The sequence below is a fragment of the Micromonospora sp. PLK6-60 genome, from assembly GCF_019890675.1.
Classification (GTDB): domain Bacteria; phylum Actinomycetota; class Actinomycetes; order Mycobacteriales; family Micromonosporaceae; genus Micromonospora.
In genome coordinates, this window is sequence record NZ_JAIOAA010000016.1 from 65,464 (window position 1) to 79,776 (window position 14,313).

Annotated in this window: 14 protein-coding genes and 1 pseudogene; 10 read left to right on the forward strand and 5 right to left on the reverse strand. The window is 75.3% G+C overall.

Going from position 1 to position 14,313, the window contains the following annotated elements; translation table 11 throughout:
• The first annotated feature begins 11 nt into the window (after positions 1-11).
• Positions 12-1,511: a PLP-dependent aminotransferase family protein gene (locus K7640_RS24190; RefSeq protein ID WP_222957197.1), complete on the forward strand. Its 1,500-nt coding sequence runs from the start codon at positions 12-14 to the stop codon at positions 1,509-1,511.
• A 61-nt stretch (positions 1,512-1,572) separates the two neighbouring features.
• Here K7640_RS24190 and K7640_RS24195 read toward each other — a convergent pair whose 3' ends face one another.
• A complete protein-coding gene (locus tag K7640_RS24195) occupies positions 1,573-2,547 on the reverse strand; it encodes a YafY family protein (protein WP_222957198.1) in 975 nt (324 codons plus the stop codon).
• A gap of 43 nt (positions 2,548-2,590) precedes the next feature.
• Between K7640_RS24195 and K7640_RS24200 the strand changes: the two genes are divergently transcribed.
• The 4 genes and pseudogenes from K7640_RS24200 to K7640_RS24215 all read left to right on the forward strand — a co-directional run bounded on the left by K7640_RS24200 (position 2,591) and on the right by K7640_RS24215 (position 6,024).
• Positions 2,591-3,067, forward strand: a complete 477-nt coding sequence (locus tag K7640_RS24200) for a hypothetical protein (protein WP_222957199.1) — start codon at positions 2,591-2,593, stop codon at positions 3,065-3,067.
• Entirely contained in the window at positions 3,067-3,522 is a 456-nt protein-coding gene (locus K7640_RS24205; protein ID WP_222957200.1) for a hypothetical protein, read from the forward strand. The genes K7640_RS24200 and K7640_RS24205 overlap by 1 nt, the downstream gene beginning before the upstream one ends.
• A 59-nt stretch (positions 3,523-3,581) precedes the next feature.
• Positions 3,582-5,061 (forward strand): annotated as a pseudogene (locus tag K7640_RS24210) (flavin-containing monooxygenase); the annotation flags it as partial.
• A gap of 75 nt (positions 5,062-5,136) precedes the next feature.
• Entirely contained in the window at positions 5,137-6,024 is an 888-nt protein-coding gene (locus tag K7640_RS24215; RefSeq protein WP_222957202.1) for an SDR family oxidoreductase, read from the forward strand.
• 6 nt (positions 6,025-6,030) lie between these two features.
• Here K7640_RS24215 and K7640_RS24220 read toward each other — a convergent pair whose 3' ends face one another.
• Positions 6,031-7,470, reverse strand: a complete 1,440-nt coding sequence (locus K7640_RS24220; RefSeq protein ID WP_222957203.1) for a cryptochrome/photolyase family protein — start codon at positions 7,468-7,470, stop codon at positions 6,031-6,033.
• Between the two features lie 173 nt (positions 7,471-7,643).
• Positions 7,644-8,054 (reverse strand): hypothetical protein, encoded by a 411-nt coding sequence (locus K7640_RS24225; RefSeq protein WP_222957204.1) that lies wholly within the window; start codon positions 8,052-8,054, stop codon positions 7,644-7,646.
• Between the two features lie 142 nt (positions 8,055-8,196).
• Between K7640_RS24225 and K7640_RS24230 the strand changes: the two genes are divergently transcribed.
• Entirely contained in the window at positions 8,197-9,285 is a 1,089-nt protein-coding gene (locus K7640_RS24230; protein ID WP_222957205.1) for an S-(hydroxymethyl)mycothiol dehydrogenase, read from the forward strand.
• Positions 9,282-9,911, forward strand: a complete 630-nt coding sequence (locus tag K7640_RS24235) for an MBL fold metallo-hydrolase (RefSeq protein WP_222957206.1) — start codon at positions 9,282-9,284, stop codon at positions 9,909-9,911. Before K7640_RS24230 ends, K7640_RS24235 begins: the two co-directional genes overlap by 4 nt.
• A 55-nt stretch (positions 9,912-9,966) precedes the next feature.
• Here the strand turns inward: K7640_RS24235 and tsaA are convergent, their stop codons facing one another.
• The gene (tsaA, locus tag K7640_RS24240; RefSeq protein WP_222957207.1) at positions 9,967-10,374 is read right to left on the reverse strand and encodes a tRNA (N6-threonylcarbamoyladenosine(37)-N6)-methyltransferase TrmO; all 408 of its coding nucleotides are present in this window, start codon (positions 10,372-10,374) and stop codon (positions 9,967-9,969) included.
• Complete coding sequence (locus tag K7640_RS24245; RefSeq protein WP_222957208.1) at positions 10,371-11,216, reverse strand: MEDS domain-containing protein; 846 nt, start codon at positions 11,214-11,216, stop codon at positions 10,371-10,373. The genes tsaA and K7640_RS24245 overlap by 4 nt, the downstream gene beginning before the upstream one ends.
• A gap of 107 nt (positions 11,217-11,323) precedes the next feature.
• Here K7640_RS24245 and K7640_RS24250 point away from each other — a divergent pair, with 107 nt between their 5' ends.
• From K7640_RS24250 to K7640_RS24260, 3 genes are all read left to right on the forward strand, one after another.
• Positions 11,324-11,788, forward strand: a complete 465-nt coding sequence (locus K7640_RS24250) for a VOC family protein (protein WP_222957209.1) — start codon at positions 11,324-11,326, stop codon at positions 11,786-11,788.
• Positions 11,789-11,838: 50 nt separating this feature from the next.
• The gene (locus K7640_RS24255) at positions 11,839-12,957 is read left to right on the forward strand and encodes a DUF3626 domain-containing protein (RefSeq protein ID WP_222957210.1); all 1,119 of its coding nucleotides are present in this window, start codon (positions 11,839-11,841) and stop codon (positions 12,955-12,957) included.
• Positions 12,958-13,187: 230 nt separating this feature from the next.
• Positions 13,188-13,937 (forward strand): hypothetical protein, encoded by a 750-nt coding sequence (locus K7640_RS24260; RefSeq protein WP_222957211.1) that lies wholly within the window; start codon positions 13,188-13,190, stop codon positions 13,935-13,937.
• Positions 13,938-14,313 lie beyond the last annotated feature (376 nt).

Genomic DNA, 14,313 nt, shown 5'->3' on the forward strand with positions numbered 1-14,313 from the left:
ACAATGGTCCGATGGGCAGAGCCAAAGACGACCGGCCGGACGGGACCATAACCGCCGGCTCGGACTTCCTGCACCTCGACATCGGCGAGGCGCCCGCCGGCGGCCGGTCCGACTGGCTCGCCGCCCGGCTGCGCGACGCCGTCGCCGACGGCCGGATCCCCGTCGGCACCCGGCTGCCCGCCAGCCGGGTGCTCGCCGACGAACTGGGCGTCTCCCGGGGCGTGGTCACCGAGGCGTACCGGCGGCTGGCCGAGGACGGGCAGGTCGCCGGCCGGGGCCGGGCCGGCACCGTGGTGCTCGCCGCGCCCACGCCACCCCCGGGCCCGCCGCCGCCCGCCGCCGCGCCGCCCGCCGACCGGTTCGCCGCCCCGCCCGACGTCTTCGCCGCTCCGCCCGGCGCCGAGGTCTTCGACGAGCTGCGTACCGCGCCGGCCGAGGTCGACCTGACGCCGGGCCGACCCGACCTGACCGCCTTCCCGCGCGCGGCGTGGCTGCGCGCCGAACGGGCGGTGCTGCACCGGCTCACCCCCGACGCGTTCGGCTACGGCGATCCCGAGGGCACCCCGGCGCTGCGCCGGGCCGTCGCCACCTGGCTGGGCCGGCGCCGGGGCATCCGGGTCGACCCCGCCGAGGTCGTGGTGGTGGCCGGGGTGTCCCAGGCGCTCGGCCTGCTCGCCCAGGTGCTGCACGCCGACGGGGTGCACACCGTGGCGGTCGAGGACCCGAGCTCCCTCGGTGTACGCCAGTTGCTGCGGCACTGGCGGCTGGACACCCCGCCGGTGGCGGTCGACGCGCACGGCGTACGGGTCGACGACCTGGCCGCCGGCGGCGCGCCGGCGGTGGCGCTGACCCCGGCGCACCAGTTCCCGACCGGCGTGGTGCTCGACGGCGACCGCCGCCGCCGGCTGGTCGACTGGGCCCGGCGCGGCGGGCTGGTGATCGAGGACGACTACGACGCCGAGCACCGCTACGACCGCCCGCCGGTGCCCGCGCTGCGGGCCCTGCTGCCCGATCGGGTCTGCTACACCGGCAGCGTCTCCAAGCTGCTCGCCCCGGCGCTGCGCACCGGCTGGCTGCTGGTGCCGCCCCGGCTGCACGACGCGGTGGTGGAGGCCAAGCGGATGGCCGATCTGGGCAACGCGGCGCTGCCGCAACTGGTGCTCGCCGAGCTGATGGACTCCGGCGCGCTGGAACGGCACCTGCGGCTGCTGCGCCGCCGGCACGTCCGCCGCCGCGACGCCATGATCCGCGCGGTGCGCGCCCACCTGCCCGGGGCCGTCGTGCACGGCGCCGCCGCCGGCCTGCACCTCATGGTCACCCTCGCCGGGGACGTCTCCGACGTGGCGCTCGCCGGGGCCGCGCTGCGCCGCGGCGTCAAGGTGCAACCGCTGTCCTGGCACGGGCAGCGCCCGCAGCCGCCCGGCCTGGTCCTCGGCTACGCCGCCAACCCGACCGGCGACATCGAGCGGGGCGTGGCCGCCCTCGGCGCCGCCCTCCGCGAGTCGCGCTGACCGCCCGAGGTGTTAGGAGGGGGCCCTTCCTATACCGGAGGCGTTAACAAGGGGCCCTTCCTTACCTCCGGTAGAGCGCGGCGAGGGCCGCGGCGGTGCCGGCGAGCCGGTCGCGCAGCGCGGCGGGGGAGAGCACCTCCACCTCCGCGCCGAGCCGCAGCAGGTCACCGTGCGCGTGGGTCAGCGACTCGATGGGTACGACCGCGTGCACCCAGCCCGCCGCGTCGGGCGGCCCCGCCGTGCGGTCCACCGCGGCCACCACCACGTCGCCGGCGATCTCGCCCAGCCGCTCCCGCCCCCGGGGCGAGAGCCGGACGGTGGCCTGGTCGCGGTGCAGCCGGGACCGGAAGTCCGCCACGTGTGCCTGCCACCAGCTCGGCAGGTCGAAGTCCCCGGGCCGGTCGAAGGGCTCGTCGAGGGGCGCCAGCGCCAGGATCTGGTTCACCCGGTAGGTCGCCGGTTCGCGCCGGTCGGGGCGGGCGGCCACCACGTACCAGCGGCCGCCCTTGAGCACCAGGCCGTACGGTTCGAGGACCCGGGTCACCTCGCCGGTCCAGCTGCGGTAGGTGACCCGGACCCGGCGCTGCCGCCAGACCGCGTCGGCGGTGGCCGGCAGGTGCGCCGAGGCGTCGCCGTCGGCGTACCAGCCGGCCGGGTCGAGGTGGAAGCGCTGCCGCAGCTCGGCGACCCGGTCGGCGAGCGGGCCCGGCAGCGCGGCGTGCAGCTTGTGCTGGACCGTGGCGACCACGGCGTCGTAGCCCAGCTCGGCGGCGGGCCCCGGCAGCCCGGCGAAGACGAGGCGTTCGGCCTCCTCGGCGGTGAGGCCGGTCAGCCGGGTCCGCCAGCCGTCGACCAGCCGGTAGCCGCCGGCGTGCCCGGCCTCCCCGTAGAGCGGGATGCCGGCGGCGTGCAGCGCCTCCACGTCCCGGTAGACGGTGCGCACCGACACCGTCAGCCGCTGCGCCAGGTCGGCGGCGGTCAGCCGGCCGTGGGCCTGGAGCAGCAACATGATCGACAGCAGCCGACTGGCGCGCATCTGCTGACAGTAGCTGTCAGGGAAGCGGCCGTACCGTACCGGCATGGCCTTCCACGACAAGGAGCTGACCGTGCCCGGGACCGTCGAGGTCGCCGGCCGGCACGTCAAGCGCTACCACATCGACCAGCCGGAACGCCGGCTCGAACCCGCCGTCGTCGAGGCGGCGTACGGGTACCTGCCGAAGCTGCTGCCGGACCCGGACGGCGGCACCCCGCCGGCGAGCTGGGTGGTGCTGCACCGGGGCGCGGACACCGGGGCGTACCTGCTGGCGTACAGCTGGTTCTTCGACAACGTGGTGGAGTGCCGGATCGCGATCGCCGGCCAGCCCGCACTGGACTGCCCGGACGACGACCCGGCGCACTTCGTGCCGCTGGAGCGACCCGGAGTGGGCTGCGTCTGGGAGTTGGGGGTGCTGGAGCACGAGCGGACCGCCTGGGTACGGCACGTGCTCGCCCCGGACCGGCCGGACCTGGCCGGCTACCTGGCCGACGCGCGCGCCGAGGGGCCGGTGGGATCCTGATGGGCGACTTCGACTTCCTCGTCGGCACCTGGGACGTGACCAACCGGCGGCTGCGCGAGCGGCACGTGGGCGCCGACGACTGGGACGTCTTCCCCGCCAGCCACGTCGCCCACTCGTTCTTCGACGGGGCCGGCAGCTTCGACGAGATGCGCTGCCCCACCCAGGGCTTCTCCGGCTCGACCGTACGGATCCTCGACCCGGCCACCGGGCTCTGGTCGATCTACTGGATGAACAGCCGCCGCGGCGTCCTCGAACTGCCGCCGGTGGTGGGGCGGTTCGTCGACGGGGTGGGCACCTTCTACGCCGACGACAGCGACGCGGGGCGGCCGGTGCGCTGCCGGTTCATCTGGTCGGAGATCACCCCCACCTCCTGCCGCTGGGAGCAGGCGTTCTCCACCGACGGCGAACGCACCTGGGAGACGAACTGGATCATGGAGTTCACCCGGACCGGGTGACGCTCAGCGGGGCGGGGGGTAGGGTCCGGGACACCACCCCGTCCCGCCGGGAGACGCCCATGCCCACCGACCACGTCGACGTGCTGATCGTCGGTGCCGGGCTGTCCGGCATCGGCGCCGCGGTCCACCTGACCCGCGACTGCCCCGACCGGACGTACGCGGTGCTGGAGGCGCGCGGCGCGGTCGGCGGCACCTGGGACCTGTTCCGGTACCCGGGCGTGCGCTCCGACTCGGACATGTACACCCTCGGCTACTCGTTCAAGCCGTGGACCGACCCGAAGGCCATCGCCGACGGCGACGCCATCCGCGACTACGTGCGCCAGACCGCCCGCGAGTACGGCGTGGACCGGCACATCCGCTTCCACCACCGGGCGGTCCGCGCCGAGTGGGACAGCGCCACCGCCCGCTGGACCGTGCACGCCCACCGCGACGACACCGGCGCCGACACCGTGCTGACCTGCTCCTTCCTGTTCACCAACTCCGGCTACTACCGCTACGACGCCGGCTACACCCCGGAGTTGCCCGGCGTCGAGCGCTACGCCGGCCGGCTGGTGCACCCGCAGCACTGGCCGGCGGACCTCGACCACACCGGCCAGCGGGTGGTGGTGATCGGCAGCGGCGCCACCGCGGTCACCCTGGTCCCGGCGATGGCCGAGCGGGCCGCCCACGTCACCATGCTCCAGCGCTCACCGACGTACGTCATCGCGCTGCCCTCGCGCGACCGGCTCGCCGAGGCGTTGCGGCGCCGGCTGCCGGCGGCGGCCGCCTACGCCGTGGTGCGGTGGAAGAACGTGCTGCTCGGGGTGGCCAACTTCCAGCTCAGCCGGCGCGCCCCGGGCCTGGTGAAGCGGTTCCTGCGCCGGGCCGCGCGCGGCCGGCTGCCGGCCGGCTACGACGTCGACCGGCACTTCGCCCCCCGCTACGACCCGTGGGACCAGCGGCTGTGCGTGGTGCCCGACGGCGACCTGTTCGACGCGCTGCGCGCCGGCCGGGCCGCGGTGGTCACCGACACCATCGACACGTTCACCGAGCGCGGCATCCGGCTGGCCTCCGGGGAGGAGCTGCCCGCCGACATCGTGGTCACCGCCACCGGGCTGAACCTGCTCGCCCTCGGCGGGATGACCCTCGCCGTCGACGGCCGGCAGGTCGACCTGGCCCGGACCGTGGCCTACAAGGGCATGATGCTCTCCGGCGTGCCGAACTTCGCGATGACCATCGGCTACACCAACGCCTCCTGGACGCTCAAGGCCGACCTGGTCGCCACGTACGTCTGCCGGCTGCTGCGCCACCTCGACGCCACCGGCCAGCAGGTCGTCACCCCGCTCGCCCCGGACACCGACGACCTGGCACCGATCATCGACCTGAAGTCCGGGTACGTGCTGCGCGCCGTCGACCAACTGCCCAAGCAGGGGCCGGCCGCGCCCTGGCGGCTGCACCAGAACTACCCCCGCGACGTGCTGCTGATGCGACACGGCCGGCTCACCGACGCCGGGGTCCGCTTCTCCCGCGCCACCGCCACCCCGCCCACCGCCACGGGCGGACGCGCCCACCCCGCCGACACCCCCGTCGGCTGACCGGCCCGGTCCACCCGACCGGCGGAAAGGAGCCGTACCCATGCGCGACTTCGTCTTCCCCGGCGGGACCGCCGTGGTCACCGGCGCCGCCAGCGGCATCGGCGAGGCCCTCGCCCACGGCCTGGCCCGCCGCGGCGCCGACCTGGTCCTGCTCGACCGGGACGGGCCCCGCCTCGACGCGGTGGTCACGGCGATCCGCGCCGCGCACCCCGACCGCCGGGTCGACACCCTGGTCGTCGACCTGGCCGACCCGGCCGCCACCGACCGGGCCGGCGCCGAGCTGCGCGCCCGCCACCCGCGGCTCCGGCTGCTGGTCAACAACGCCGGCGTGGCGCTCGGCGGCCGCTTCGACCAGGTCACCCTGGACGAGTTCGAGTGGGTGGTCGACATCAACTTCCGGGCCGTGGTGCGGTTGACCCACGCGCTGCTGCCCGCGCTCAAGGCCGAGCCCGGCGCACACCTGGTCACCATCTCCAGCCTCTTCGGGCTGATCGCCCCGGCCGGGCAGGCCGCCTACTCGGCGAGCAAGTTCGCGGTGCGCGGCTTCACCGAGGCGCTGCGGCACGAGCTGGTCGACGACGGCATCGGCGTCACCTCCGTGCACCCCGGCGGCATCGCCACCCGGATCGCGGCCAGCGCCCGGGTCGGCAGCGGCGTGGACACCGAGGAGTACGAGGCGGGCCGCCGGCAGTTCGAGAAGCTGCTGTCCATCCCGCCCGCCACCGCGGCCGAGGTGATCCTGCGCGGGGTGGCCCGCCGGCGCGGCCGGGTGCTGATCGGCTGGTCGGCGAAGCTGCCCGACCTGCTGGCCCGGGTCGCACCCGCGTCGTACGGGCGGGTGCTGGCGCTCGGGCTCAACCGGGCCGGCGGATCGGCCCTCCGGTCCACCGCCCGCCCGGCACCCGCCGACCCGGCCGCCGTCGACTGACTCGCCTCACGGCGGGTTCGCGCCACGCTTCTCCTCCTGGGCCAGCACCGCCTCCCGGCGCTGCGGGTCGTCCCGGTCGGCCAGCTCGGCCGCCAGCCGCGGGTCGCCGGCCAGCCGCTCCCGGTTGCGGTGCAGGAACGCCTCGAACCCCCCGGAGTACGGGCAGGCCGCGTCGCCGAGCACCCGTTCCGGCTGGTAGCGGCAGCCGGCGCAGTAGTCGCTGACCTCGTCGATGTAGCTGCCGTCCACCGCGTACGGCCGGGTGTCCACCCGGGCCAGGTCGGCGTACTGGCTCATGCCGATCACGGTCGCGTTCATCACCCAGTCCGTGCCGTCGACGAAGCAGTCGCGGAACCAGTCCACCAGCGCGGCCGGCCGCCAGCCCCGCTGCAACGCGTAGTTGCCCAGCACCAGCAACCGCTGCGGCTGGTGCACCCAGGCCCGGTCCCGCACCCCGGCCAGCGCGTCGGCCAGGCACCGCGCCTCCACCGCGTCGGCGTCCAGCTCCCGGAACCACTCCGGCACCGGCTCGGTGGCGGCCAGCCAGCCCTGCCCCCGGAAGCGCGGCGCGAGATACCAGTACAGCTGCCAGAGGAACTCCCGCCAGCCGAACAGCTGCCGGACGAACGGCTCCACCGAGGACAACGGGACGCTGCCGTCCCGCCAGGCACGCTCGGCCGCCCGGATCGCCGGCTCCGGGTCGAGCAGCCCGAGGTTGAACGAGGAGGAGAGCAGGCTGTGCGCCAGCAGCGGGTCGTCGGCGCTCATCACCCCGCCGTACCGGCCGTGCTCGGGCAGCCGGTGCCGCAGGAAGTGCGTCAGCCGGGCCTGCGCCTCGGCGTGCGTGGCCGGATATCGGCGGGGCCCGTCCCGACCGACGAACCGCACCCCGTCGGCGGCCCAGCGGTCCAGGTCGCGGCGCACCTCGGCGTCGATCTCGTCCTCCACCACCGCCGGCGGCGGTGGCACGTCCAGCGGCTCGGCGCGACCGCCCGGCCGGCCCCGGCCCGGGCCGTCCACCAGCACCCCGTGCCGCCGGCAGGCGTGCCGGTACCAGTCGGTCATCCGCAGCGGACCGCGCCGCCGGTCCGCCCAGTCGGCGAACTCCGCCAGGTCGGTGACGAAGCCGCGCGGCGGCAGCACCGTCAACTCCGGCACCGAGCGGGCCAGCTCAAGCAGGTCGCGGGAGGTCGGGTGGCAGACCTCGACCGGGCCGGGCACCCGGGCCAGCGCCTCCCGTACCGTGCCGGCGCGCAGCACCAGTGCCCGGTCGCCCAGCTCGGCGGCGCGGTGCCGCAGCGCGGAGAGGAGCAGGTGGGCCTTCTGCCGGTGCAGCGGCGCCCGCGCGAACGCCTCCCGCGCCTCGATCAGCAGCACCGGCTGCCGGTCGTCGTCGAGGAAATGCGGACCGAGCTGGTCGGCGAGCAGCCACCGGCGAGCAGTCATCCATCGATTCTGCCCACTCCGGCCGGTGCCGTCGCGGCGACCGGGGGTGTGTCCCGGGGGTGATCCGGGTGACGCTCGGCACTTTCCCGCGCACGCACCGCCTGTTCCACCTCGGCCGGCACCGCTGCCGGTGGGGGTGGGCCGGCGGGTCGCCGCCCGGCCTGCCGGGCCGCTCAGCGGCGGCGGGTGAGCGAGTCCAGCACCAGGGTGAGCCCGGCGCCGACCAGCCAGACGTCCTTGGCCAGACCGATGCCGGCCTGGCTGGGCCGGAGGCTGGTGCCCTCCCGCATGCCCGGTGTCCTGAGGTAGAGCTGGACCAGCCCGGCGCCGAAGGCGGCCAGCCCCGCCCCGGCCAGCAGCGACGGCACGAACGGCGCGATCAGCGCCGCGCCCAGCGCGATCTCGGCCCGGGACAGCAGCTTGGCGAACCGGTCGGGATCGTACTGTTCCAGCTGGGGGATCGCGCCCACCGCCATGCCGTGCATGGCCGCCGCGGCCTGCCCTTCCAGGGTGCGCTTGCCGAGCCCGGAATTCAGGATGAACGCGCCGATGCTGACCCGCAGCGGCGCATGCGCCAACCTCATGATCACTCCCGTCGGACGGTGCAGAGCCGGGCCCCGGGTACCCGGGGAGGCGGGGGATAACCGCTCCCGCGCCCAGCTGGGCCGGCGGCGCTGATCGGCGGTAGGTTCGCGGGAGAGCGGCATCGACCAGCAGGGGGGCACAGTGAGCCAGGAAGTCCGGGGAGTCGTCTCGCGGCGCAAGGGCGCGCCGGTCGAGGTCACCACCATCGTCGTGCCCGACCCGGGGCCGGGCGAGGCGGTGGTCCGCGTCCAGTCGTGCGGGGTCTGCCACACCGACCTGCACTACCGCGAGGGCGGCATCAACGACGACTACCCGTTCCTGCTCGGCCACGAGGCCGCCGGCATCGTCGAGCAGGTGGGGGAGGGGGTCACCGACGTCGCCCCCGGCGACTTCGTGGTGCTGAACTGGCGCGCGGTCTGCGGCCGGTGCCGGGCCTGCCGGCGGGGCCGGCCGTGGTACTGCTTCAACACCCACAACGCCGCCCGCAAGATGACCCTCACCGACGGCACCGAGCTGTCGCCGGCGCTGGGCATCGGCGCCTTCGCCGAGAAGACCCTCGTGCACGCCGGGCAGTGCACCAAGGTCGACCCGTCCGCCCGGGCGGCGGCGGTGGGCCTGCTGGGCTGCGGCGTCATGGCCGGCCTGGGCGCGGCCATGAACACCGGCCAGGTCACCCGGGGCGACTCGGTCGCGGTGATCGGCTGCGGCGGGGTCGGCGACGCCGCGGTCGCCGGCGCGGCCCTGGCCGGGGCGACCACGATCATCGCGGTGGACACCGACGCCCGCAAGCTCGACTGGGCGCGCAGGTTCGGCGCCACCCACACCGTCAACGCCTCCGCCGAGGACCCGGTCGAGGCGATCCGGGCCGCCACCGGCGGGTTCGGCGCCGACGTGGTGATCGACGCGGTGGGCCGCCCGGAGACCTGGAAGCAGGCGTTCTACGCCCGCGACCTGGCCGGCACGGTGGTGCTGGTGGGCGTGCCCACCCCGGAGATGACCGTCGAGCTGCCGCTGCTGGACGTCTTCGGTCGCGGCGGCGCGCTCAAGTCCAGCTGGTACGGCGACTGCCTGCCCAGCCGGGACTTCCCGATGCTCACCGAGCTGTACCGGCAGGGCCGCCTCGACCTGGACGCGTTCGTCACCGAGGAGATCGCCCTGGACCAGGTGGAGGAGGCGTTCACCCGGATGCACCACGGCGACGTGCTGCGCTCGGTGGTGGTGTTCCCGTGACCGTCCGCGTCGACCACACCGTCACCTCCGGCACCTTCTCCCTCGACGGGCAGACCTTCGACGTCGACAACAACGTCTGGGTGGTCGGCGACGACCACGAGTGCGTCGTCGTCGACGCGCCGCACGACGTGCCGGCCATCCTGCGCGCCGTCGGCGACCGCCGGGTCGTCGCCATCCTGGCCACCCACGCCCACGACGACCACGTACGCGTCGCGCCGGAGCTGGCCCGGGCCACCGGCGCGCCGGTGCTGCTGCACCCCGCCGACCGGGTGCTGTGGGACCTGGTCCACCCCGACACCGCCCCCGACGGGGAGCTGACCGACGGCCAGTCGGTCGAGGTCGCCGGCACCACGCTGCGGGTGCTGCACACCCCCGGGCACAGCCCCGGCGCGGTCAGCCTGCACGCCCCCGAGCTCGCGGCGGTGTTCACCGGCGACACCCTCTTCGCCGGCGGGCCCGGCGCCACCGGCCGCTCGTACAGCGACTTCGGCACCATCATCGACTCGATCCGGGGCCGGCTGCTCACCCTGCCGCCGGAGACGGTCGTCCACACCGGACACGGCGACGACACCAGCATCGGCGCCGAGGCGCCGCACCTCGACGAGTGGATCGCCCGGGGGCACTGACCCCGGCCGGCCGGTCCGCGGTCGCGGCCGGCCCGCCCGCCGGTGGCGGCCGGCGTCAACGCTCGCCGTCGAGCACCGGCTTGACGTCGAGCACGGGCGTGCCGTCCAGCGCCTCCAGGTCGGCCACCCGCACCCGCACGCCGTCGACCTCGAGCACCCGGACCCGGTGCAGGCCCACCGGGTTCGGGCGGTGCGGGGAGCGGGTGGCGAAGACCCCGGTCTGCGGGCGGGACGCGTCGCCACGCGGGTGCACCACCAGCACGTCCCGCCGGGCCCGGTCCAACCAGGTCAGCACCAGCACGTCCGCGCCGGGGGCCAGGCCGCGCAGCGCCGGTGCGTACGCCTCGTCGAAGACCAGCCACGCCGGCGGCGCGCCCTCGTCGCCCTGTTTCGGCGCGGTCGCCGGGTCGGTCAGCGGGGACACCACCCGGCCGACGGGGCGCAGCGGGACGTCGCCGGTCATGCCGACACCTGCCCCGGGTGGCCCGGCCCGGTCGCCCGCGCCAGGTCCAGCAGCCGCCGCAGCCGCGGTCGGCAGCCGACCAGCCGTACGCCGTCGTCGCCGAGCCCGGCCAGCACGTGCGCCGTGTCGACGTCGGCGAAGGTCAGCTCCGACAGGTCCAGCACCGCCGGCCGTCCGGCCAGTTCGGCCAGCACCGCCCGGACCGCGAGCCGGTTGCTCTGGTCGACCTGCCCCACCAGCCGCAGGCCCGGCGGCTCGTCCGTGCGGTACGCCCGCAGCGCCGGCCGCCACCCCCGGCCGAGGTGCGGGCCGCCGGTCGACGGGTGGGCGGCGCCGATCGTCCGCAGCTGACCCGGCGGGAACAGCCGCCGGTCGTACAGGCAGAGCCCGGTGGCCCGGCGGTCCAGGAACAGCCGGTTGACGTCGGCCTCGTACCGGCTCAGCTCCCGAAGCCCCACCCCGACGCGCACCGCCCACCCCATGTCGGCGGCGATCCGCAGGCCCGGGTAGCGCTCCTCGCGGGCCCGGTCGATCTCGGCGGCGAAGGCGGCGCGCACGTCGCCGGCCCGGAACGGCCCGCCCGCGAGGTAGCTCTCCACCGCCGGCAGGATCCGCAGCCGCCCGCTCGCCAGCGCCTCCTCCGTGGGCACGCCGGCGCGGTCGAGGCGCTCCCGCATGGCGGCCGGGGCGGTCGTGCCGGTGTAACAGATGACCTTCTGCCCGAGCCGCAGGCCGGTCGCGGCGAAGGCGTCGGCGGCGTCGAGACCGGCGGCCTCGTCGTCGTACGCCCAACAGACGTGGTCACCCAGCCGCACCTGGTCGACCGCCGCGCTTGCCGTCACCGTCGTCGCCTTCCGATTGACGCGACCTCACTGTAGCGCCGGGGGCACCCGGGTCACGAGCGTCGCGGCGGCCGGCGCGTCCATGGTGCCGACTAGGATCGGCGGGCATGACGCAGGATCAGCACACCGCGCGGCCGGCCGTACGTCAGCTGCGTCTCGTGGTCGAGGCCGAGGACTACGACGCGGCCGTGCGCTTCTTCCGGGACGTGCTCGGCCTGCCCGAGCAGGCCGCCTTCTCCGGCGGTGACGGGGCCCGGGTGGTGATCCTCGACGCCGGCCGGGCGACGCTGGAGCTCGCCAATCCGGCGCAGAAGCGCATGATCGACGAGGTGGAGGTCGGGCGTCAGGTCGCGCCGCGGATCCGGGTGGCGTTCGAGGTGGACGACGCCACCACGGTCACCGGGCGGCTCGTCGAGGCCGGCGCCACCGAGGTCGCCCCGCCGACCGTCACCCCGTGGCAGTCGCTCAACTCGCGCCTCGATGCGCCGGCCGGTCTGCAGATCACCGTCTTCCAGGAGCTGACCGACCTCGACGGGCGGTCCACGCTGGACGGTTTCGGCACCGACGGTTGACCGGCGAAACTCCGGTGCGGGCCGGTGAAGGGTCACCGATACTCGGCCCTGTGCCGGGCCCCACCCTCACCGCCGCCCAGTCCGCCGCCCTGCGCCACGTCCGCGGCGCGGCGCGGCGCGACCGGCCGGCCGCGCTCGCCGTCATCGCTGCCCACCTCGCCGGCTCCGGCGCCGCGTACCGGCCGGCGGAGGTGATCGCGGCGGTGGCCGCGCACGGCCGGCTGACCCTCAACTTCCACCCGGACCGGGTGCTGGCCGACGGACGTACGGTGGCCGAGGCGCTCGACCGGGACGGCGTCTACCGCAGCCAGTTCGAGACCGGCATCTCCAACGGCGGTCTGACCGCGTTCCCCGGCGGCGACCGCGACCGCTGGGAGCAGCGGCTGTTCGGCGGCGCGTACCAGAGGGTCGGTGTGCCGCTCGCCGCGCGCCCGAAGTACGGCGGCCTCAACCTGCTGGATCACCCGGACGGCGCCTGCCCCCGGTTCGGCTCCTGCCACCTGCGGCTGCGCCCCGACGTCCTGGCCCGGGCCACGTTCAGCTTCGGCGACACGCATACCCAGCCCACGGAGCTGGGCACCATCGACGTCTTCGAACCGGTGCTCGCCGCGCTGCTGACCGCCACCGCCGGCACCGGGATCAGCCTCGGTCTGTCCGGCATGGACACCGGGACGCTGCTGCGCACCCTGCTGCGTCGCCGCGAGCGGGCGTCCGCCGCGGCGGGCCGGGCGTTGGACGACTACATCGAGGCGCAGATCCACGGCGAGCTGAGCCTCGCCCGGGACGTCGAGGCCGTCGTCGTCGACCCCTCGTTCCGGGGCACCCCGGTGGCCCGGACCCTCGCCGCGCTCGCCGACCGGCACGGCTTCCCCCTGCTCTGGCACGCCGGGTTCGCGCTGCCCGTCGACGCGATCGACCCGGAGTTCCGCGGCCCGGCGATCCCGCCGCTGGCGGCCCGGGTGCACGCCGAGTTCGCCCGCCCCGGCCAGGCCGTCGACGCCGAGCTGATCGGCCGGGCCGCCGCGTCGGTGGTCCGGGAGCCGGCGCGCTGGGCGGACCGGGGGCCGACCGCGCTCACCCTCCAGCACCTCAAGCAGCTCTGGCACGTCCTGGTCTGGTTCGGCGCCCCGGCGACCGGTTCGTCCGGGACCGGCCCACCGCCCGCCTGAGTGGCCGGCGAGGTCCCTGCGGTCGGCGTTTCGGCGTGGTCGCCCTCGGCTGTCCGGTACCCCGGGTGACCTGGGCCGCAGCCTCCGGCCCGACCGGCATTTCCGGAATGACCGACACGGCGAGCCGGTTGTGTCCCCCGTACCGCCGGGACCTAAACCCGTACCCGGCCGGTCGTCCCCCAGGGGCGCTCACCTCGGAGCGCGTCGTAACGATCGAAAGGGCAACCATCGTGAAGCAGCACTTCACTCGATGGCTCCCCGCCATCGCGAAGACCGCCGTCGACAACACCCGGACCGCGGTCGCGACCACCAGGACTGCCGCCGCGAACAGCCCGAACCGCCGGACCGCGCTGACCGTCGCCGGCGTCGCCGCCATCGGCGGGCTGGCGTTCGGTCCCACCGCCGTCGCCGCGCCGATCACCAGCGGCCCGCACACCGGCGCGGTGGCCGCCATCGACCTGGCCACCGGCAAGAAGGCCACCACGGTCGAGTCCGGCCTGACCATCGGCAACGACAAGGTACCGAGCAAGGGCGAGCGGCCCAGCCGGGACGAGCTGATCCCGCACGGCCTCGAGGGCGCGCAGTCGCGCATCCCGCTCGACAACGCCCAGGTCGCCAACGCCAAGGCCATCGTGAAGGCGGCCAAGGACACCGGCGTGGGTGAGCGGGGCGCCGTCATCGGCGTCGCCACCTCGCTGCAGGAGTCGAAGCTGTACAACCTCGGCCACCTCGGCGCGTACAACGACCACGACTCGGAGGGGCTGTTCCAGCAGCGCCCGTCGTCCGGTTGGGGCACGTCCGAGCAGATCACCGACCCGGACTACTCGTCCAAGGCGTTCTTCAACGCGCTCAAGAACGTCGGTGGCTGGCAGGAGCTGCCGCTGACCACCGCCGCGCAGACCGTGCAGGTGTCGGCCTACCCGTACGCGTACGCGCAGTGGGAGGAGCAGGCGGCGGACATCGTCGCCCAGGTCTGGTAACACCTCACACCCGTGACCGGCCGGCCCCACCCGGGGCCGGCCGGTCACGCATCTGCACCACAGCCCCCCTGTTGATCATGGAGTTAGCGGCGTATTTGATCTTCTATCCACCCGCTAACTCCATGATCAACGGAGTTCGGGGGCCAGCCTCAGCCGGTCCGCCGGGGCGCAGTGGTTTCACCGTCCGGCGCAGCGCCGGGCTGTTGTCGCCCCACGGCCGACGCGTTCGCCCCCAACCATCCGGCCCCGTCCGGGACGGCCGCCCCGCAGCGCCCAGCCCGGCCCGGCCAGACCTTTCCCGACACCTATCAACTTGACCTCACAAACGAGTCGCCGGCCGCCGTCGAACCCCATGGCCCCGTCGACCAGTGGGACG